General features: G+C 74.0%; 14 protein-coding genes, 2 tRNA genes and 1 pseudogene. 11 read left to right on the top strand and 6 right to left on the bottom strand.

All coding sequences use genetic code 11. The features are described 5' to 3' along the window. Nucleotides 1–253: 253 nt before the first annotated feature. Nucleotides 254–1234, top strand: a pseudogene (locus tag ABZY91_RS02670) (LysR family transcriptional regulator); the annotation flags it as partial. 155 nt (nucleotides 1235–1389) lie between these two features. Here the strand turns inward: ABZY91_RS02670 and ABZY91_RS02665 are convergent. Both ABZY91_RS02665 and ABZY91_RS02660 read right to left on the bottom strand, forming a co-directional pair. Then, nucleotides 1390–2580, bottom strand: a complete 1191-nt coding sequence (locus ABZY91_RS02665) for a low temperature requirement protein A (RefSeq protein ID WP_355399255.1) — start codon at nucleotides 2578–2580, stop codon at nucleotides 1390–1392. Between the two features lie 574 nt (nucleotides 2581–3154). Beyond that, complete coding sequence (locus tag ABZY91_RS02660) at nucleotides 3155–4864, bottom strand: ABC transporter family substrate-binding protein (protein WP_355399254.1); 1710 nt, start codon at nucleotides 4862–4864, stop codon at nucleotides 3155–3157. A gap of 363 nt (nucleotides 4865–5227) precedes the next feature. Here ABZY91_RS02660 and ABZY91_RS02655 point away from each other — a divergent pair, with 363 nt between their 5' ends. The 5 genes from ABZY91_RS02655 to ABZY91_RS02635 all read left to right on the top strand — a co-directional run bounded on the left by ABZY91_RS02655 (nucleotide 5228) and on the right by ABZY91_RS02635 (nucleotide 10456). Continuing rightward, nucleotides 5228–6211: an ABC transporter permease gene (locus ABZY91_RS02655; RefSeq protein ID WP_329883690.1), complete on the top strand. Its 984-nt coding sequence runs from the start codon at nucleotides 5228–5230 to the stop codon at nucleotides 6209–6211. A gap of 96 nt (nucleotides 6212–6307) precedes the next feature. Next, nucleotides 6308–7198 carry an ABC transporter permease gene (locus tag ABZY91_RS02650; protein WP_355399314.1) on the top strand — a complete coding sequence of 297 codons (891 nt, stop codon included), beginning with the start codon at nucleotides 6308–6310 and terminating at the stop codon, nucleotides 7196–7198. Next, nucleotides 7195–9399, top strand: coding sequence for an ABC transporter ATP-binding protein (locus tag ABZY91_RS02645; RefSeq protein ID WP_355399251.1), 2205 nt, complete (start codon nucleotides 7195–7197; stop codon nucleotides 9397–9399). Before ABZY91_RS02650 ends, ABZY91_RS02645 begins: the two co-directional genes overlap by 4 nt. A gap of 97 nt (nucleotides 9400–9496) precedes the next feature. Then, nucleotides 9497–9570 (top strand) — tRNA-Lys (locus tag ABZY91_RS02640). Between the two features lie 187 nt (nucleotides 9571–9757). Beyond that, complete coding sequence (locus ABZY91_RS02635) at nucleotides 9758–10456, top strand: GPP34 family phosphoprotein (RefSeq protein WP_355399249.1); 699 nt, start codon at nucleotides 9758–9760, stop codon at nucleotides 10454–10456. Nucleotides 10457–10487: 31 nt separating this feature from the next. On the opposite strand, the gene ABZY91_RS02630 is transcribed toward ABZY91_RS02635, so the two are convergent. Beyond that, complete coding sequence (locus tag ABZY91_RS02630; RefSeq protein WP_355399247.1) at nucleotides 10488–11390, bottom strand: alpha/beta hydrolase; 903 nt, start codon at nucleotides 11388–11390, stop codon at nucleotides 10488–10490. Continuing rightward, nucleotides 11387–11614 carry a hypothetical protein gene (locus ABZY91_RS02625; protein WP_355399246.1) on the bottom strand — a complete coding sequence of 76 codons (228 nt, stop codon included), beginning with the start codon at nucleotides 11612–11614 and terminating at the stop codon, nucleotides 11387–11389. The genes ABZY91_RS02630 and ABZY91_RS02625 overlap by 4 nt, the downstream gene beginning before the upstream one ends. Before the next feature lie 124 nt (nucleotides 11615–11738). On the opposite strand from ABZY91_RS02625, the gene ABZY91_RS02620 reads away from it, so the two are divergent. From ABZY91_RS02620 to ABZY91_RS02610, 3 genes are all read left to right on the top strand, one after another. Further along, nucleotides 11739–11812: transfer RNA gene (locus ABZY91_RS02620), tRNA-Lys, on the top strand. 243 nt (nucleotides 11813–12055) lie between these two features. Next, nucleotides 12056–14581: a transglycosylase domain-containing protein gene (locus tag ABZY91_RS02615; protein ID WP_355399244.1), complete on the top strand. Its 2526-nt coding sequence runs from the start codon at nucleotides 12056–12058 to the stop codon at nucleotides 14579–14581. A 127-nt stretch (nucleotides 14582–14708) separates the two neighbouring features. Beyond that, on the top strand, nucleotides 14709–15893 hold the full coding sequence (locus ABZY91_RS02610) for an EamA family transporter (protein ID WP_355399243.1): 1185 nt from the start codon (nucleotides 14709–14711) through the stop codon (nucleotides 15891–15893). On the opposite strand, the gene lepB is transcribed toward ABZY91_RS02610, so the two are convergent. Together lepB and ABZY91_RS02600 are read right to left on the bottom strand one after the other, a co-directional pair. Continuing rightward, nucleotides 15856–16746, bottom strand: coding sequence for a signal peptidase I (gene lepB, locus ABZY91_RS02605; RefSeq protein WP_355399241.1), 891 nt, complete (start codon nucleotides 16744–16746; stop codon nucleotides 15856–15858). The genes ABZY91_RS02610 and lepB overlap by 38 nt on opposite strands. A 190-nt stretch (nucleotides 16747–16936) precedes the next feature. Continuing rightward, on the bottom strand, nucleotides 16937–17299 hold the full coding sequence (locus tag ABZY91_RS02600) for a chorismate mutase (RefSeq protein ID WP_355399239.1): 363 nt from the start codon (nucleotides 17297–17299) through the stop codon (nucleotides 16937–16939). 343 nt (nucleotides 17300–17642) lie between these two features. On the opposite strand from ABZY91_RS02600, the gene ABZY91_RS02595 reads away from it, so the two are divergent. Continuing rightward, the gene (locus ABZY91_RS02595; RefSeq protein ID WP_329883681.1) at nucleotides 17643–18071 is read left to right on the top strand and encodes an OsmC family protein; all 429 of its coding nucleotides are present in this window, start codon (nucleotides 17643–17645) and stop codon (nucleotides 18069–18071) included. A gap of 761 nt (nucleotides 18072–18832) precedes the next feature. Further along, a complete protein-coding gene (locus ABZY91_RS02590; RefSeq protein ID WP_355399312.1) occupies nucleotides 18833–20683 on the top strand; it encodes an EAL domain-containing protein in 1851 nt (616 codons plus the stop codon). Nucleotides 20684–20708: the final 25 nt, after the last annotated feature.

Below are 20708 nucleotides of genomic sequence, written 5' to 3'. Positions count from 1 at the left end.
CGGTCCGGTGGGGGCCGGGCCTCGGGCATCGGATGAATGCTTTGCTGCCCCAGAGCTTCGGCCAGGCCGGCGGCCCGGCGGATGATGTCAACCGGCGATAGCACGAACCAATCACCGGACCGATCACCGTCCGCCCCCGGGCCGAGCGCCGGACGGACCACCGGGCCGACCACCGGACCGAGCGCCGGACGGACGGCGGTGCGAACCGGGCGGGCCGGGGAGGCCGGTGCCCCTGCCGACCCGACAACCTGTCATGTCCCTGGCGTTGCGCCGTTTCGACCGTTACGCTCCCGATGTGGAGCTCGACGTGAGACACCTCCGGGTGCTGTGCGCGATTGCCGATACCGGCAGCCTCCGCAAGGCCGCGTTGCAACTCGGCATGACCCAGCCGTCCCTCACCACCCAGCTGCACCGCATCGAACGGGCCGTCGGCGGCACGCTGTTCACCCGGGAACAGACCGGCAGCCGGCCCACCTCGCTCGGCCACTCGGTGCTGTCCCGGGCCAGGCCGGTGATCGCCGAGATGGCCGCGCTGATCGCCGCCGCCCGCCAGGAGGCCCGGGAGACGGCCGGCAGCGAGCGCGCCCGGCGGCTGCGGATCGGCAGCGTCGGCAGCCGGGCGGTGGCCGCGTGGCTGCGCCGGGTGCACGAACGGCTGCCGGAGACCGACACCACCATCCAGATCGACATCTCCGCCAACGCACTGCTCCGGATGATCGCCGCCGACCAACTGGACGTCGCCTTCGTCCACGAGAGCGAGGGGTTCCCGCTGCGGCTGCCCCCGGACGCCGAGCACCGGGTGCTGATGGCCCGTGAGCCGCAGTTCGTCGCGCTCGCCGCCAACCACCCGGCAGCCGCCCGCCCGGTGGTCCGGCTGGCCGAACTCGCCGACGACACCTGGATGGTGGACCCGACGGCGGACCACGAGTACGCGGCGATGCGCCGGGTGTTCCGCGCCGCCGGGCTCAACCCGCGGGTGGTCCAGGTCCGCGACAACACGACCGCCGCCGAGCTGGTCGCCTCCGGCGAGGCCGTCCGCCCCTGCCAGCCGACCTCCGCCCCCGGTCCCGGCAGCGTCGTGCGCCGGCTGTACGGCGACCCGCTGGCCGTCCGGCTGCTGCTGGTCTGGCGGCCCCGTGCGCTCGGCGTGCCGGCCCGCGAAGCCCTGTTCGGGGAGCTGCGGGCCGTCTACCTGGACCTGGCGCAGGCCAGTCCGCCGTACCGGACCTGGCTCGCCGGGCACGGCGAGATCCTCCGCGACCTACTGGGCGACCGGCCCCCCGAACTGCCGCCCACCGGGCGGGCCGAGGACGGTCCCGCGGCCGGCCGGCCGCGGGAGCCCGCGCCCCAGCCGCGCGAGCCGGCGCCCCCGCGCCGTCCGGCCTCCGCTCAGCCCTCCCGGGCGTGCAGCACCACCCCGACCCCCACGGTCACCGCGCTCACCAGACCGGCCGCCAGGACCCCGGCCCAGCCCGCCGCCGTGCAGGCGAGCACCGCCACCGACGCGACCGGCAGCAGCGCCTGAGCCGCGCCGGTCTTGACGTGCCGGGAGTGCAGCAGCCAGACGGTGATCAGGTAGAGCGCGGTCGGCACGGTCACCGTCGCGGTGGCGGCCGTCTCGGAGATGTGCGCCTTGTGTACGGCCGACTCGACCGCCACCTCCAGCCCTGCGCCGATCGCGGCCGCCGCGCCGAACACCACGTAGTGGCCGTACCCCCAGAGGAAGGCCTGCCGGTTGGAGCGGAGGTGCTCGTGGACCGGCCGGGCGAAGTAGATCCACCAGGCCGAGAAGCAGATCAGCAGGCCGCCGCCGGCGACCGGCAGCAGCCGGCTCAGCCCCTCGTGCTCGTCCACGGCGGACTGCACCGCGATGGTCGCCGCCGCCACCGTCTCGCCGAGCACGATCAGGGTGAACAGGCCGTACCGCTCGGCGATGTGGTGCGGGTGCCAGGTGGTCCGGAGCCGCAGTTCCGCGAGCACCGGCACGGAGAGCTCCGCCACGATGCCGAGCGGGATGAGCACCGCCCGGGCACCGTCCGGCAGCACCAGGACCACGACCCAGGCGATCTGGCAGAGCGTGATCCCGGCGGCGTACCGCAGCGCCACGCCGCGCGCCGGGCCCTCCTCGCCGGCCGCCGCGCGCAGCCACTGGGTCACCATGGCCAGCCGCATCACCACGTACCCGATGACCGAGAGCACCAGGTCCTGGTCGGCGAACATCCGGGGCACGCCGGCCGCCAGGATCAGCACACCGGCGATCTGCACCAGGGTGGTGATCCGGTAGGGGACGTCGTCGCAGTCGTAGGCGGAGGCGAACCAGGTGAAGTTCATCCAGGCCCACCAGATCGCGAAGAAGGCGAAGAGGTAGCCGGTCAGGCCGTCGCCCCAGTGGCCGGCGGCGAGGTCGTGGGCGAGCTCCCGACCCGCCTGGCCGACCGCGACCACGAAGCAGAGGTCGAAGAAGAGCTCCAGCGGGGTGGCCACCCGGTGCGGCTCGTCCCGGCTGCGCGGGACCATCCGGCGCACCGCGCGCGGGTCGGCGTGGTGCGGGTGGGGTGATGCGGCGGAATCGCTGGTCATCGGCGGTCTCCGGGCTCCGGACGGGCGGGCTGGCAGGTACCCGCCGCATCCTGGCAGCGGCCCGGTCGGCACGCACGCACCGGCGCGGCGCCGTACGGCGGTCGGCGGCACCGCCGTACGGCCGGCGTCCCGCCCCGGCGCCCGGCGCGCAGGGCCCGGGACGGCACCGGACGGTCCGATGTGCCGTGTCGTCAGCCAGAGTTGACGCTGCGGTGCGCGAACCGGGTGACAGCACGGCGGGTTTCCGGGCGCGCCAGCGCCGTACGGCACGGCGGCCCCGAACACCCCGCTAGATTCTTCCCCGGTTGGAAGCGGGCGGGTCCGGGCGGACCCACGACACGGGCGGCCTGCGGGCATCGCGGAAGGTCAAGGCCGGTGGCAGGACAGCGGGGGCGGCAGAGCCGTTCCTCCCGTGTCCGCACCACCGGCCTCGTGATCACCGCGCTGCTCGTTAGCGCCTGCCGTGCGGCTCACGACCTCCGCATCGCACGTCGCCTCCGCACCTGTCTCAGCACCCGTCTCCGCACCCGCGCACTCGTCCGCGCCCGCCGTACGGTCGCACCGGCCCCGGCGGCTACTTCTCCCAGCCGACCTTGGCGTAGTCCAGGCTCGCCAGGCCGAAGGCGCCGTAGTTGGCGAGGCCCTTGCGGGTCGCCAGCACGGTCGGCCGCTGGTACAGCTCGACGGTGTGGCCGAGCTCCCAGATCTTGGCGTCCGCCTGGTTGTAGAACTTCGCGGCCTCCACCGGGTCGATGGTGCCGGCCGCCTTCTTCAGCAGCCCGTCGATCTCCTCGGTGCCGAGCTTGGAGTAGTTCCCGAAGACGTTGTCCCCCTGCGGCAGCCGGAAGTTCAGCAGGCTGGTGGAGAGCGGGAACGAGTCGGTGTTGCGCCAGCTGGCGATGTCGAACTTGCCCGGGTTGACGTACTTGGTGAAGAAGTCGTTCGACGGGACCTTGTCCAGCTCCACCTTGACGCCCGCCGCCAGCCACATCGCCTGGGCGGCGGTGGCGAGGTCGAGCTGGGCCTGCGTGGTGGCCTCGTTGACCACCCAGTGCAGGGTCAGCGGCTTGCCGTCCCTGGTGCGCGGCTGGCCGCTGCCGGACTCCTTCCACCCCGCCTCGTCGAGCAGCTTCTTCGCCGCGGGCACGTCGAACCTGGCCCACTCGCCCGAGTTGTCCTGGTAGCCGGTCTGGTTGGGCATGAAGATGTGGTTGCCGAGCGGCTTGAACTCGACCGGGACGCCGTTGTTGGCGATCTTGATCAGCGAGTTGCGGTCCAGCGCCTTGCCGAGCGCCTGGCGGACCTTCAGGTCCTCCAGCGGACCGCCGCCGCCGAAGGAGATGTGCACCTCGTCCCACGGGCTGGCCGACCGGATCACCGTGTCCTTGGCGTCCTTGAGCTGCCCGTACGCGGTGGCGGTACCCGCCGTCGCGGAGTCGATCTCGTTGTTGAGGAAGGACTGGGTGGTCGCCGACTGCGACATCACCCGGAAGGTGATCTTCTCCGCCTTGGGCTTGGCGCCCCACCAGGCCGGGTCCGGGACCAGCGTGATGGTCTGCGCGGTCTTGTCCGCCGTCCCGATCTTCAGCGCGCCGGCCGTGATCGGGATCTTCTCGACCCAGCCCTTGTTGAAGTCGTCCGCGGTGGCGATCCCGGCGGCCGGGATCAGCGGGCGGAAGAGGTTCTGCCAGTCCGCGTACGTGTCCGCGAAGGTCACCTTGACCTCGGCCGGGTCGGCCCCCTGCTCGACCGCGGAGATCAGCTCGTAGCCGGAGGAGTCGGCGATGTTGTAGCCGTCCTTCTTGCCGTTGCTGGCCTCCCAGTCGGCCTTGAAGTCCAGGTAGCTCAGCGGCTTGCCGTCGGACCACTTGGCCTTCGGGTTGAGCTTGTAGGTGACCACCTGCGGGGAGGTCGAGGTGACCTTGGCGTCCACCAGGTAGTCGGGGGAGGGCTTGAACGCGCCGGCCTCGTCGGTCGTGAAGAGGTTCGGCTCCAGGGCCCGCATGATCTCGACCGCGTCACCGTACCGGCCGTCCACCTGGAACGGGTTCCACTGGGTGATCCACTGGTAGAGCGGGAACCGGACCTCACCGCCGTCGCGGACCAGGTCCGCCGCCTTGGCGTTGATGTCGATGGCGCCCTGGGCCGGCGCCCCGCTCCTGACCGCGGTGTCGGCGGAGCCGCCGCCGCCCGAGGTGCACGCCGCGGCGGCGAGGGTGACGGCGAGGGCGAGCACGGCGGCACGGCCGAGTCGGCGGCGTGCGGGCGTGGCGAGAGCGTCCATGAGGGTTCCCCCCGTGATGTCCGGCGAGTGGTGAGAGTTGAGCGTCGCGAGGTGTGGCGAGGCTTGAGCGTGGGCAGCCAAGTCGGTGCCGGCGGAGCGAAGGTAACAGTCGATCAGAACCAGTACTAGGGGGCCTGGTTCACACCTGACCCAACCGATACACGGCGCAACACCGCCGCAACACCCCGGCCGCCCGCCGGTGCAACACTCTGACCTGCGGTTTCCCGACCACCCCCGGGATCCCGCGCCCCGACCGCCCCCACCCACCCCCTCACCGGGCCGCTACCGGGCCCACCGACCGAAGGCCACCCACCCGATGCCCACCCGACGCGTCGGCCCCGCCCCCACCCCGGGCAGCCGTTGATGCTCCGCTACCTGACGAAGCGGCTGGCCTACTACGCGGTCCTGCTCGCCGCCGCCGTCTTCCTGGCGTACGCGCTCTCCGCCGCCGCCCTCCAGCCGCGCACCTACTTCGAGGCCAAGGTGCCGCGCCCCGCCGCCGCCTCGGTCGAGCGGCAGCTCACCGACCTGAACCTGAACGACCACACCCCGGTCGTCGAGCGGTTCGGCCGGTGGGCCGGCGACCTGGTGCTCCACGGCGACCTCGGCCGCACCATCCACGACACCCCGGTGATCGACGACTTCCGCCGCCGGGTCTGGGTCTCGCTGCGGCTGCTGCTGATCGGCAGCCTGCTCGGCATGGTGCTCGGCGTCGCCGCCGGGGCCTGGAGCGCGGTCCGCCAGTACCGGATCTCCGACCGGCTGCTCACCCTCGTCTCCTTCGTCCTGCTCTCCACCCCGGTCTTCCTGGTCGCCCTCTTCCTGAAGAACGGCGCCATCGCCGCCAAGGAGGCCGTCGGCCACGAGGTCGTGCCGTTCACCGGCTACGAGACCCCCGGGCTCACCGGCGGGCTCGGCACCCACCTCGCCGACTGGGCGCTGCACCTGCTGCTGCCCACCCTCTCGCTGGCGCTCGGCGGCCTCGCCACCTACAGCCGCTACCAGCGCGGCACGATGCTCGACGTGCTCGGCTCCGACTACCTGCGCACCGCCGAGGCCAAGGGCCTCACCCGCGGCCGCGCCCTGCTCAGGCACGGACTGCGGACCGCGGTGATCCCGATGTCGACGATGTTCGCCTACAGCTTCCTCGGCATCTTCACCGGCGCCGCCTTCACCGAGACCATCTTCGGCTGGCACGGCATGGGCGAATGGTTCATCCAGTCCATCAACCAGCAGGACGTCAACGCGGTCGTCGCGGTCAACCTGTTCGCCGCCGTCGTGGTCCTCGCCTCCGGCTTCCTCGCCGACACCCTGCACGCCGCCCTCGACCCGCGCGTGCGGACCTGACCGGAGGAGAGCCCCGTGACCACCGTGATCGTCGAGCCCGCCGGGCCCGTGGAGCCCGCCCCGGCCGCCGGCGCCACCACCGCAGCCGCTCCCGGGGTGACCGGCCGGGGCCGGCTCGTCCTCGCCCGCCTGCTCGCCGCCCGCTGGGCGGTGGCCGGCGCCGTCGTCGTCGTGCTGCTGTTCGCCCTCGCCTTCGGCGGCCAGCTCCTCACCCCCTGGGACTACGCCGCCCCCGACTACACGGCGCTGCGTCAACCCCCGTCCGCGACCCACTGGTTCGGCACCAACGGGGTCGGCCAGGACGTCTTCGCCCAGACCGTCCGCGGCCTGCAGAAGTCACTCGTCATCGGCCTGCTGGTCGCCCTCTTCTCGACCGTGCTGGCCTCCCTGGTCGGTGCCTGCGCCGGCTACTTCGGCGGCTGGACGGACCGGATCCTGATGTTCCTGGTCGACCTGATGCTGGTCTTCCCGGCGTTCCTGGTCGTCACGATCATCTCGCCGCGCCTCAGGGGCGCCGGCTGGCTCGCCTTCGTCCTGCTGCTCGCCCTGTTCAACTGGATGATCACCGCCCGGGTGGTCCGCTCGATGACCGTCTCCCTGCGCGAGCGGGAGTTCGTCCGCGCCGCCCGGTTCATGGGCGTCCACCCGCTGCGGATCATCACCCGGCACATCCTCCCGAACGTCGCCTCCTTCCTCATCATCGACGCCACCATCGCCGTCGGCGGCGCCGTGATGAGCGAGACGGCGCTCTCCTACTTCGGCTTCGGCGTCAAGGCGCCCGACGTCTCGCTCGGCACCCTGCTCGCCGCCGGCACCAGCGAGGCGCCCGTCTTCCCCTGGCTGTTCTACTTCGCGGCCGGGCTGCTGGTCCTCTTCGTCCTCGCCGTCAACCTGGTCGGGGACGGACTGCGCGACGCCCTCGACCCGACCTCCGAGGCCGCCCGGCGCCCCCGTCGCTCCGCCCGCAGGAAGAAGGCCCGCACGTGACCACCACCGTCGAGACCCCGCCGCCCGGCGCGCCCGCACCCCCACCCGCCGACCCGCTGCTGACCGTCCGGGACCTCCACGTCGACTTCACCGGACCGCGCGGCAGCGCCCCCGTCCCCGCCGTCCGCGGCGTCGACCTCACCCTGCGGCGCGGCGAGACCCTCGGCATCGTCGGCGAGTCCGGCTCCGGCAAGTCGGTCACCGCCCTGGCCGTGCTCGGCCTGCTGCCCGGCACCGCCCGCGTCCGGGGCTCGGTCCGACTGGACGGGCGCGAACTCGTCGGCCTGCCCGGGCGCGAGCTCGCCGCCGTCCGCGGCCGGCGGATCGCCATGGTCTTCCAGGACCCTCTCTCCGCCTTCACCCCCGTCTACCGGATCGGCGACCAGATCGTCGAGGCGCTCCGCATCCACCAGCCCCTCGACCGGGCCGCCGCCCGCAAACGGGCCGCCGAACTCCTCGACCTCGTCGGCATCCCCGCACCCGACCGCGCCCTCGACAGCTTCCCGCACGAGTTCTCCGGCGGCATGCGGCAGCGCGCCATGATCGCCATGGCCATCGCCAACGACCCCGACGTCCTGCTCGCCGACGAACCCACCACCGCCCTCGACGTCACCATCCAGGCCCAGGTCCTCGACGTGCTGCGCACCGCCCGGCGCGAGACCGGCGCCGCGCTCGTCCTCGTCAGCCACGACCTCGGCGTGATCGCCGGGATGGCCGACCGGGTCGCGGTCATGTACGCGGGCCGGGTGGTCGAGACGACCGGCGTCGACGAACTGTTCGCCGCACCCCGGCACCCGTACACGCTCGGGCTGATCGGCGCGGTGCCCCGGCTGGACGGGCGCGGCGGGCCGCTGGTGCCGATCCCCGGCGTGCCCGCGCCGATGGCCGAGCTGCCGGCCGGGTGCCCGTTCGCGGCGCGCTGCCCGCTGGCCGAGGACCGCTGCCGGAGCACGGAGCCGCCGCTCGCGGGGACGGGCGGACCGGCCACGGCGGTGGCGGGCCGGACGGCCGGGGCCGTGGACGGGACCGGCGCCGACGGGGCCGCCGGGGAGGCGGACGGGCCGGCGCCGGTCGAGGGGCATCTCGCCGCCTGCGTCCGCGCGGGCGAGCTGGCCGAACGGCGGCCCGCGCCCGCCGAGGTCTACCCGGTACCCGCCCTCCCCCCGCCTGCGGCGGACCCCGTCCCGAGGGAGGAGCGCGCCCCGGTCCTCGACGTCACCGGGCTCACCAAGACCTTCCCCCTCCTCAAGGGCACCGTGTTCAAGCGCCGGATCGGCTCGGTGTACGCGGTGGACGGCGTCGACCTGTCGATCCGGGAGGGCGAGACGCTCGGCCTGGTCGGCGAGTCCGGCTCCGGCAAGTCCACCACCCTGTTCGAACTGCTGCGCCTCACCGCCCCCGAGTCCGGCCGGATCGAGCTGCTCGGCCGGGACGCCGCCGGGCTCTCCCGCGCCGAGGCCCACCGGATGCGGGCCCGACTGCAGATCGTCTTCCAGGACCCGATGGCCAGCCTCGATCCCCGGATGCCGGTCGGCGACATCGTGGCCGAACCGCTGCGCGCCCAGCGGGCCTCCGGGGGCGAGATCGCCGGCAGGGTCCCCGAGCTGCTCCGGCAGGTGGGCCTCGACCCGGCCCACGCCGTCCGCTACCCGCACCAGTTCTCCGGCGGGCAGCGCCAGCGGATCTCGATCGCCCGTGCGCTGGCCGTCCGGCCGAAGCTGCTGGTGCTCGACGAACCGGTCTCCGCGCTCGACGTCTCCATCCAGGCCGGCGTGCTCAACCTGCTCCAGGCCCTCAAGGCGGAGCTGGGCCTCTCCTACCTCTTCGTCTCGCACGACCTCTCGGTCATCCGCCACCTCGCCGACCGGGTCAGCGTCATGTACCTGGGACGGACGGTCGAGGAGGGCGAGGTCTCCGCCGTCTTCGACCGTCCGCGCCACCCCTACACCCGCGCACTGCTGTCCGCCGTCCCGCTGCCGGACCCGGCCGCCGAACGGGCCCGGGCCCGCATCCTGCTCGCCGGCGACCCGCCCTCCCCCACCGCCCGGCGCACCGGCTGCGCGTTCCGCACCCGCTGCCCCGTCTACGCACGGCTCGGCGGCCCGGCCGCGCGCACCCGCTGCGAGACCGAGGCCCCGCTGCCGACCGGGCCCGCGCCGGACACCGACCACCGGGCGGCGTGCCACTTCCCGGAGGGGTAGCGCCTCCGGCGGTTGTGCCGGTCGCCACGGTGCGTGTCCGGCCGGTGGCGATTCGGCGGATCGGACCGACTGCGTGTAATGTCTTCCAGGTCAGCAGGCGCCGCTAGCTCAGTTGGTTAGAGCAGCTGACTCTTAATCAGCGGGTCCGGGGTTCGAGTCCCTGGCGGCGCACAGACAGCCGAAGGGCCCCTCGCGAGAGCGAGGGGCCCTTCGGCGTTCCCCGCACACCCCTGCCCGGCCCGTCCGGGCACCTTCGTTCCCGGTTCCGGCACGCCCGCACCGTCGCGCCGGATAGCTTGGGGGCGCTGCCCCCACCGCGCGCGACGCGCGCTCGCACGGCCCCATCGGAGGTGCCGCCATGGCTCCGCTCGACTCCGGACCGCACGGCCGGCGCCCGATGCCCGAGGAACTGGTGCTGCTCTGCACCGATCCGGCCCACGGCCGGATGCCCGTCCCGGCCGCGGCCTTCTACCGGGCGCTCACGGGCGGCGTGCTCGCCGAACTGGTGCTGGCCGGCGCCGTCACCGTCGAGGACCGGCGGATCACCGGCTTCCGGCCGCTCGGGGCGCAGGACGACATCAGCGCCGGCGTACTGGACCGGCTGGCCGAGGCGGGCAAGCGGAAGCACCGGCTCGGGCTCGACCACGTGATGCGGCAGATCCCGCGCCGGGAGGCGCTCGGGCACTTCCGCGAACGGCTGGTCGCCGACGGCGCGCTGACCGTCGAACGGCGGCATGTCCTGCTCATCCCCTACCGGGCCCACCTGCCGGTGCCGGCCACGGCGGGGCAGGAGATCGCCGACCGGATCGCCCGCGCCCTGGGCCGCACCGGGGCCGGCACCGGCGGCACGGCCGTCTCCCCCGTCGGGGCCTGCGGACCGGACGGGCCCGACCTGCAACTGGCGGGGCTGATCGGGGCGGCCCGACTGGACCGGCGGATCTTCCCCGGCCCGGAGAACACCGAGGTCCGCAAGGCCGCACGGCGGCTCGTCAAGGAACTGCCGGTGGCGCGGGCCGTGCGCCGCCTCGTCGACGCGGACAACGCCAGCGGCGGCTGAGGCCGGCGCCGTCCGGGCGCCTCGGGCGGGGTCAGCGGGTCTCCAGGATCGCCGAGGCCACGGCGTCCGGACGGTCGAACATCAGCAGGTGTCCGGCCGGGGCGGTGGTCCGGAACTCGGCGCCGAGCAGCGCGGCCAGCTCGCGCTGGACGGCCAGCCACTCCTCGGTCCGGCGGCTGCGGAGGCCGTCGTCGGCGGCGAGCACGGTGACCGGCAGGCCGTCCGGCAGTGGCGTGGTGCGGCGCAGTGCGGCGAGCTCGGCGGCCATGTCCAGGTAGTGGGTGTTCTCCCGGAGCAGCGCGCGCAGTGAGCGGCCGGTCCGGTAGCAGTGCCGGACCAGCGACACGGGGGCGAGGTCCTCGCGGCGGACCGTCGAGGCGCGGGCCACCCACCGGCGCGCGGTGGGTCCGAGCAGGTACGGCACCGCGACCGCGGTGGCCGCACCGGCAGCCGCGCGGGCCGTCAGGTCCCGCAGCTCCGGGGCCGGACGCGGACGCGGGTCCGCCTCGGCGCTGCCGTCCAGCAGTACCAGCCCGGCGGTCCGGTCCGGGTACAGCCGGGCGAAGGTCTCGACGTGGAAGCCGGCGAGCGAGTGACCGGCCACGGTGCACGGCTCCTCCCGGCCGAGCGCCTCCAGCACCGCGCGGATCCGGTGGGCCTCACGTGCGGCCGTCGGGAGCGCCCGGGTCGCGGGCTCGGGCGCGCTCAGCCCGTAGCCGGGGCGGTCGAAGCGGACCACCGTCCGGTACGGGGCGAGGAAGGGGACGACCAGGTCCCAGTCGAACCAGCTGCTGCCGAGCCCGCCGGTGAGCAGGCAGAGCGGGCCGTCGCCCTCGACGCGGACGTGCAGGGGGACGCCGTCGACGCGCAGGAAGGCCGCGGTGTCCCCGGCGGCCCGGCGGCGCGGGGAGGCGCCCTGCCCGGGGCCGGTCATCCCGGCCCCCTCTCCCGGGACGGGTCCGCGCCCGCCGCCCCGGCGGCCCGGGAGAGGCCGCCCAGCGTCCGGTCCTCGGCGGCGAGCTCGCCGACGCGGGCCCGGACCGGGTCGTGTCGGGTGCTGAGCGCGACCTCCAGGACCCAGGCGGTGCAGGCCACCGCACTGAGCAGCAGCGCGGCGGTGAGCCGAGTCTTCCGGCGGCCTGGGTGGGAGCTGGGCACGATTCCACCCTAACCGGCGGCAAACTCCACCCCAACCGGGCGGAAACGGGCAGGCCGGGGCGGGCTCCGCCGCAAGCGGTTCGAGGCACTCGCCGGGACCGTGTATTGTTTTCCACGTCAGCAGGCGCCGCTAGCTCAGTTGGTTAGAGCAGCTGACTCTTAATCAGCGGGTCCGGGGTTCGAGTCCCTGGCGGCGCACCGACATCGGGGAGCCTCTCGCCATTGCGAGGGGCTCTCCGGCTTTTTGCTGCCCATCGACGTCCGATTTGTGTGTGATGTCGGTCTCGCTTGTCCTCCCAGTGGATCCAACCGGCCCGTTGGACGCGTTTTGGGCTGTAAACCGGAAAAGGGACAAAGGTCCCCTATCGCCGACGATCCCGTCCGAGCAGGCCCGCACGGCCTGCCCCGCCCGGACGCCCGCCCGCAGGAAAGGCCGCCGCTTTGTCCCGAGACGCCCAGAGCGGCATCCAGCGCACCGCGAAACAGAACACCGGGCCGGGTACCGGGCGGGGCGGCAGGAAGTCCCGCCGCCCCCGGCGCACCGGCTGGCGCCGGCTGGTGCCCACCTGGCGGATGACGCTGACCGGCTTCGCCGCGGCCCTGGTGCTCGGCGTCGGCCTGTTCGCCCTCGGCATCACCCTGGTGAAGGTGCCGGACGCGCACGCCGCCGCGACCGCGCAGAGCAACACCTGGCTCTACCAGGACGGCTCGGTGATCGCCCGGACCGGCCAGACCAACCGGCAGAACGTCGCCCTCGACAAGGTCTCCCCCGCCGCGCAGCACGCCACCCTGGCCGCCGAGGACCGGAACTTCTACCACGAGGGCGCCGTCAACATACCCGGCCTGGTCCGCGCCGCCGTCAAGACCGCCCAGGGCGAGGGCACCCAGGGCGGTTCCACCATCACCCAGCAGTACGTGAAGAACACGTACCTGAGCCAGAAGCAGTCGATCACCCGCAAGGTGAAGGAACTCTTCATCGCCATCAAGGTGGACGCCACCGAGAGCAAGGACGAGATCCTCTCCAGCTACCTCAACACCTCGTACTACGGGCGCGGCGCGTACGGCATCCAGGCCGCCGCCCAGCAGTACTTCGGCGTCGACGCCTCCGCACTCGACGCCGCCCAGGGCGCCTACCTGGCCGCCCTGCTGAACGCCCCGAGCGCCTACGACGTCGCCACCGCCACCCCGGCGGGCAGGCAGAACGCCGTGAACCGCTGGAACTACGTGCTGGACGGCATGGTGAAGGAGGGCTGGCTCTCCGCCGAGGAGCGCGCCGCCACCGCCTTCCCCGAGGTCAGGAACCCGCAGTCGCAGCTCGGCCTCTCCGGCCAGGCCGGCTACCTGGTCAACGCCGCGACCGAGTACCTCACCACCAATCAGATCATCACCGAGTCCGAGCTGGCCAAGGGCGGCTACACCATCAAGCTGACCGTCGACCCGGCGCGCCAGCAGGCCCTCCAGGACGCGGTCCAGGTCCAGCTGCACGACACCCTCGACCCGGACAAGCGGAAGAAGGACGCCAACGTCCAGCCCGGCGCCGTCTCGGTCGACCCGAAGTCCGGTGCCGTGGTCGCCCTGTACGGCGGCGTCGACTACACCAGGCACTACATCGACAACGCGACCCGGCGGGACTACCAGGCGGGCTCCACCTTCAAGGCCATCGGCCTGGCCGCGGCGCTGGAGAACGACGCCAGGACCCAGTCCGGCCAGACCGTCACCCCGCGCACCGTCTACGACGGCACCAGTGGCCGCAAGGTCCGCGGCGGGAAGGGCACCCCGTACGCGCCGCCGAACGAGGGCGACAAGAGCTACGGCCAGATCACCCTCCAGCAGGCCACCGACTGGTCGGTGAACTCGGCGTTCGCCCAGCTCGCCCAGGACACCGGGCTGTCGAAGGTCCGGGACACCGCGATCGCGCTCGGCCTGCCCGGCACCACCCCCGGGCTCGACCCGGTGGCGTCCATCCCGCTCGGCACCGCCACCCCGAGCGTGCTCGACCTGGCCGGGGTGTACGCCACGCTGGACAACGACGGCCGGCAGATCACCCCCTGGCTGGTGCAGTCGGTCGACCACGAGGGCGAGGCGCTCCCGCTGCCGGCCCACAAGACCACGCAGGCGGTCAGCGAGCAGACCGCGCGCGAGGTCACCTCGATGCTGGAGGGCGTGGTGAGCGACCAGGGCGGCACCGGCTGGCGCGCCAAGGCGCTCGGCCGCCCCGCCGCGGGCAAGACCGGCACCACCGACGACCAGAAGTCGGTCTGGTTCATCGGCTACACCCCGGAGCTGGTCACCTCGGTGGCGCTGTTCGGGCAGGACCCGGCCACCGGCGCGCAGGTCAGCCTGAGCGGCACCGGCGGGATCGAGGGCGCGGCGGGCGGCCAGTACCCGGCGCAGATCTGGACCACCTACATGAAGAGCGCGCTGAAGGGGCAGCCGGTCGCCGACTTCCCCGCCCCGTCGGGCGCCGAGGACTCCTCCTCGCGCAGCGGTTCCGCGAACTCCCCGAGCTCCTCCGCCTCGCCCTCGGGCGGGACGGACGGGTCGGCCACGCCGTCCGGCGCACCGTCCTCGCCGGCGACCACCGGCGGCGGCGGGTCGGGGGCCTCGGACGGCTCGGCCACGACGCCGGGCACCGCGCCCACCGGCGGTCCGACCACCGCACCGCAGCCCACGGGCGGCGGCACCGGCGGTGCCGGATCCGGCGGCGCGACCACGGCTCCCAGCCAGCCGGCGACGTCCTCGCCGACCGGCCGGCCGACCAGGACGCCGGCGCCGACCACGGCCCCGACGACGGGTCCGACCACCGCACCGACGCCCAGCCCGCAGCCCACCGGCGGCACCGGCGGGTCGGGATCCGGCGGCAGCGGTGGTGCGGGCGGTGCGGGCGGTTCGAACGCCGGCGGCGCCACCGGCTCCGGGGCGGACGCGGGCGCGAACGCCCTGGCGGGCGCCGGCGCGGCACAGTAGCGCCGGCCCGGAACAGCCGGGTCCACCGCACGGAGCGGTGGGCCCGTCGCCACACACGGCCCCCGGCAGGACCGAATAGCGGAATGACCCCTTACCGAAGTGCCGGTACGACTGTCACAATTCGTCGGTGCACAGCTCAAAACACCTGCTCGGCGGTTCCTCCGCCCGGACCCTCGGTCTCACCCTCGCGCTCGTCTCCGCCATCGCCTTCGGCGGCTCCGGCACCGCCGCCAAGCCGCTGATCGCCGCCGGGCTCTCACCGCTGCACGTGGTCTGGCTCCGGGTCACCGGCGCCGCCGTCGTCCTCCTGCCGCTCGCCTACCGCCACCGCGCCGCCGTCCTGCGGCGGCCCGGCCTGCTCATCGGCTTCGGCCTGCTCGCCGTGGCCGGCGTCCAGGCCTGCTACTTCGCCGCGATCTCCCGGATCCCGGTCGGCGTGGCGCTGCTGATCGAGTACCTCGGTCCGCCGCTGCTCATCGGCTACGTGCGGTTCGTCCAGCGACGCCCGATCAGCCGGGGCGCGGCGGTCGGCGCCGGGGTGGCCGTCGCGGGTCTGGCCTGCGTGGTCGAGATCTGGAACGGCCTGAGCTTCGACGCGCTCGGCGTCCTGTTCGCCCTCGGGGCGGCCTGCTGCCAGGTGGGCTACTTCGTGCTGGCCGACGCCGGCAGCCGGGGCGAACGGCCGGTCGACCCGATCGCGGTCAGCGCGTACGGACTGCTGATCGGCGCGATCGTGCTCACCGCCCTCACCCGCCCCTGGGAGGCCGACTGGAGCCTGCTCGGCGGGGACGTGGTGATGAACGGGCACACCGTTCCCGCGCTGCTCCCGGCCGCGTGGATGGTCCTGATCGCGACCGTGCTCGCGTACCTGACCGGCGTGATCGCCGTGCGGCACCTGTCGCCCCCGATCGCCGGGGTGGTGGCCAACCTGGAGGCGGTCGTCGCCACCGTGCTGGCCTGGGTCCTGCTCGGCGAGCACCTCGGGCTGCCGCAGGTGACCGGCGGTCTGCTGGTGCTGGCCGGCGCCTTCGCCGCCCAGGCGAGCAAGCCCGGTACCGCGCCGGAGACGGCTACGACTGCGGCTCGGGCTGGGACTGCGGCTGGGGCTGGGACTGCGGCTGGGGCTGCGGCCTCGGTGGGGCGGGAGAACGCTCCGCCGGGAACGGACCGGGTGACGCGAGGTCCGGACGCGGTGCCGGCGGGAGCGACGGCACTCGGCGAGCGGCTGGCCGGGGCGGCGGCCGAGGCCGACGCGACGGCCGACCGGGCCGGGATCAGCGACCGACCCAGCCGAACCAGTCGAGGTGATTGAGCGGCCACACGACGGCCGACACCGGGCCGACCACGTTGTCCACCGGCACGGCGCCGCCACCGGGGCCGCGCTGGTGGTAGCGCGAGTCCGCCGAGTCACTGCGGTGGTCGCCCTCGACCCAGACGTAGCCCTGGGGCACCGTCACCGGGCCGAAGTCCAGCCCCGCGCAGGAGTCGTCCCCGGAGTGGAGGTAGGGCTCGTCCACCTTCGTGCCGTTGACGGTCAGCGTGGTACCCGCACACTGGACGGTCTGCCCGCCCGTCGCGATGACCCGCTTGACCAGGTAGTTGTCGTCCTTGGGCGGAATCAGCCCGACGAAGCCGAGCGCGGAGCCCAGCGCGTTGGCGACCGGGTTCCCGCCGGTCGGCTGCGGAGGCAGCCAGTCCCCCGGGTCCTTGAACACCACCGGCTGGCCGGCCTCGGGCTCCCAGCCGGTCAGCGGGGCCAGCTTGTTCACCCCGACCCGGTCACCGATCCGCAGCGTGTTCTCCATCGACCCGGAGGGGATGGTGAACACCTGGAACAGGCAGGTCTTGATCAGCAGGGCGACCACCAGGCCGACCGCCGCCATCGCGGGGATCTCGATCCACCACGGACGCTGCCGGCGGGGCTTCGGAGTCCGGCGTCCCTCGGCAGCGCGCCGGGCCCGCCGGGCCTCGGCCCGGCCGCCGGACGGCACGGCGGGGGTCCCGGAGGTTCCGGAGGCTTCCGGGCTGCCGGGGTACCCCGGCACACCGGGACCACCGCCGGCCCCGGGAGCACCGGGGGCGCCGTACGCACCGCCGCCGGAACCGACGGCCCCGGAGGGAGCGGCCCCGGCGTCGCCGTGCGTACCGGGCAGGTTCACCGCCATCGTCGCTGCTCCACTCTCCGGCTGCGGGGGAACCTGCACGCTACGCCACCCGGGGAGCCTGGCGAAATCGGGCGTTTACCCCCGCCCGACACCGCCGGAGGGGGCCGGGGCACCCGTCCTCCCGGGAACGGACCTCCGGGGGCTCTCCCGGAATCCCCCGCCCGACCCACGGGTCGGGCCGGGCCCGGGGTCAGGCGGAATCGTTCCCGCCGGTCACGGCGTCACTGGCGATGGCCTCGTGGTGGCGGATGACCTCGGCGATGATGAAGTTGAGGAACTTCTCGGCGAACACCGGGTCCAGGTGCGCACCGGCGGCCAGCTCGCGCAGGCGCTTGATCTGGGTGCGCTCGCGCGCCGGGTCGGCCGGCGGGAGCTTGTGCTCGGCCTTGAGTCGCCCGACCCGCTGGGTCGCCTTGAAGCGCTCGGCCAGCATGTGGACCACCGCGGCGTCGATGTTGTCGATGCTCTCGCGCAGGCTGGTCAGCTCGGCCCGCACGGTGTCGTCGATCCCCTCGTGCAGTCCGGCGTCGGGGGTCGTGGGGTGGTCCGTCATCGGGGCGGCTCCGCGGCTCTCTCGGAATGGGCACCCGGTCGTGCACCGGTCGTGCACCGGCCGGGCTCGGGCCCGGGTCAATCTAACAGGGCACCCCGCACGGGCCCGCACCATTTGGCCTATCCGTCCACGATATGGACGGCACACGGAGTGATCCCCCGGCGGGGCTCCGAGCTGGCGGGGCGCGCCCCCTCACCGGCACCGTCACCCGGACGGCCGAGGCGTTTTCGGACGCACGTGCCCGATGCGCTACTTGTGGCAGGCCCCCGACCTGCACGTAGGCTAAGCGCGGCATGACCGGACGTGACGAATCAGCAGTTCCTCATTACTGGAGGTACCGATCGTGGCAACCACCCGCACCGCCCGCACCGCGTGGGAAGGCAACCTGCTCGACGGCAAGGGCCAGGTGACCTTCGCGTCGTCCGGCATCGGCGAGTACCCGGTGTCCTGGCCGGCCCGGGCCGAGGCGGCGAACGGCAAGACCAGCCCGGAGGAGCTCATCGCGGCCGCGCACTCCGCGTGCTTCTCGATGGCCCTCTCGCACGGCCTGGCCGGCGCGGGCAACCCGCCGACCAAGCTCGACACCCAGGCCGACGTCACCTTCCAGCCGGGTACCGGCATCACCGGGATCCACCTCACCGTCGTCGGCGAGGTTCCCGGCCTGGACGCGGACGGCTTCGCGAAGGCCGCCGAGGACGCCAAGGCGAACTGCCCGGTGAGCCAGGCCCTGACCGGCACCACCATCACCCTCACCGCCACGCTGGCGGGCTGACGCTCCGACCTGCGGTCCTCGGGCCCGGCGGGCGCACGCACCGCGCTCGACCGGCGCCCGAGAGCGCACTACCGGAGCACACGCCCCCGGTACACGTCATGTGATGTGTACCGGGGGCGTCCGCATGTATCGCCGCACTTGCCCCCAAAGCCGACGAATCACCCTGGCGGCGGTCACCGCGCGTTGCCGACGCGTCCTATGATCGGCCGCAGCGCCCTGTTCCTCACGGTTCCTCACGCGGGCTTCCGCACGGCCGCTCCACCCCGAGCGTTCCGCACCGGACCCCGGCCCCGAGGGCCCCGGAAGAGTGCGGAGTCGGCCGCCGCCAGTCGGGTGACCGGCCGGACCAGCGTCAAGCGTCAAGCTGCAGCAGCGGACGGGAGCATGCCGTGCCGGGCCAGAACGAGGGGGCCGACGCACACTACCCGGGCGTGCGGCACGAGGAGCCACGGCACCGACACCCCCTCCCCCCGCCACCCGGCGTCCGCCCGGCCAACGGCGTCGCGCTCAACGGCACCGCACTCGACGGCGAAGCCCCCGACGGGGCAGCCCACGCCGTTCTGACCGACCCCCGCGCCCCCGCCGCCGACGGCGGCCCCCACCGCTGCCCGACCTGTTCGGCACCGCTCGGCGACGGGGCCCACCGGCCGGCCGAGGACGGGGCCGCCGAAGCGTCACCCCTGGAGGCGGAACGGCTCTCGGCCGCGCTCCGGGCGAGCGAGTCCCGCTTCCGGGCCGCCTTCTGCGACGCCGGCATCGGCATGGCACTGATCGACCCCGAGGACCGGATCATCGAGGTCAACCCCGCCTTCGCCGCCCTGACCGGCCGCACGGTCGGCGAGCTGGCCCGGACCCACATCCACGAGATCCTCGACCCCGAGGGCATGCCGCACCGCCTGTTCCCCGCCCTCGTCCACGGCGAGCGCGACCGGCTCCGGGTGGAGAAGCAGCTCAAGCACCGTGAGGGACGCACGGTCTGGAGCAAGGTGACCATCTCCCTCATCCGGGACGGCGCGGGCAGCCCCCTCTACACGCTCGCCCTGGTCGAGGACATCACCGAACAGCGGAGGCTCGGCGACCGCCTGGAGTACCAGGCCCTGCACGACCCGCTGACCCGGCTGCCCAACCGGACCTTCTTCTTCGAGCGCCTCGACGCCGCCTGCCTCACCCCCGACCGGACGACCGCCCGCCCGGCCGGGTCGGCCACGGGGTCGACCGCCGGGTCACCGGCCCGGACCGTCACCGGGACGGGGACGGCCTGGGTGGGCCCGGCGGCCGGCTCGGCGACGACGGACGAACGCCGGGTCGGCGTCTGCTACCTGGACCTCGACGGATTCGCCGCGATCAACGAGACCCTCGGCCACCACATCGGCGACCAGCTGCTGATCGCCGTCGCGACCCGCCTGCGGCGCGGCTTCTCCGCACGCGAGACCCAGCTGGTGGCCCGGATGGGCGGCGACGAGTTCGCCGTCCTGGTGACCGACAGCAAGGGCAGCCACCAGCTGACCGACCTGGCCGCCCGGATCCTCGAAGCCCTGGAACGCCCCTTCGACGTGGCCGGCCACCGGCTGGCGGTGACCGCCAGCGTCGGCGTCGTCGAACGGTCCGTCCACGAGACCACCCCCACCGACCTGGTCAAGGACGCCGACTCCACGCTCTACTGGTCCAAGGCCGACGGCCGGGCCCGCTGGACCCTCTACGACCCCGACCGGGGCGCCCACCAGCTGACCCGCCAACTGCTCTCCACCGCACTGCGCCCGGCGCTGGAGCGCGGCGAGTTCACCATCGAGTACCAGCCACTGGTCGGCCTGGCCGACGGCACGGTGCACGGGGCCGAGGCGCTGGTCCGCTGGCGCCACCCCCGCTACGGGACGCTCTCGCCGGACCGTTTCATCCCGCTCGCCGAGGAGTCCGGCGCCATCGTGCCGCTCGGCAAGTGGGTCCTGGAGGAGTCCTGCCGCCAGGCCCGGCGCTGGCTCACCGAGTTCCCGGAGACCGAGACCTTCGTGAGCGTGAACCTGGCCGCCCGCCAGATCTGGGACTCCGACGTGGTCGCCGACGTCGCCCAGGCGCTCGAAAGCACCGGCCTGCCGGCCCGGCTGCTGCAGCTGGAGATCACCGAGAGCGCGCTGCTCGGCCCCGGCGGACGCCCGCTGCAGGCGCTCCAGGCACTCGCCGACATGGGCGTCCGGATCGCGATCGACGACTTCGGGACCGGCTACTCCAACCTGGCCTACCTCTCCCGCCTGCCGGTGCACGTACTGAAGCTGGACGGCACCTTCATCGAGGGGTTCCGCGACCCGGCCCCGACGGGCACCCGCACCGGGCTCGCCGGCCGGGACGCGCGCCGGAGCGACGCCGACGAGCAGATCGTCGGCGCGATGGTGCAGCTGGCCCACACCCTCGGCCTGACCGTCACCGCCGAGGGCATCGAGAGCGCGGCCCAGGCCGAACGGCTCCGGCTGACCGGCTGCGACACCGCCCAGGGGTGGTACTTCGCCCGCCCCGGCGACGCGGAACTCGTCGCGGCGATACTCCGTGACGGCCGCGACGGTCGCGACGCCCAGGGAGGACCGGTCGGCCCGGGCGGCGCCGTCGGCCCCGTCGAGTAGGAGGCCCGAGGACGGCCGTCCTGCC

This window comes from Kitasatospora sp. NPDC002965, assembly GCF_040611255.1.
In the GTDB taxonomy this organism is placed as follows: Bacteria; Actinomycetota; Actinomycetes; order Streptomycetales; family Streptomycetaceae; genus Kitasatospora.
The sequence above is the reverse complement of the archived record's forward strand: the minus strand, read 5'-3'. Positions and strand labels throughout refer to the sequence as shown.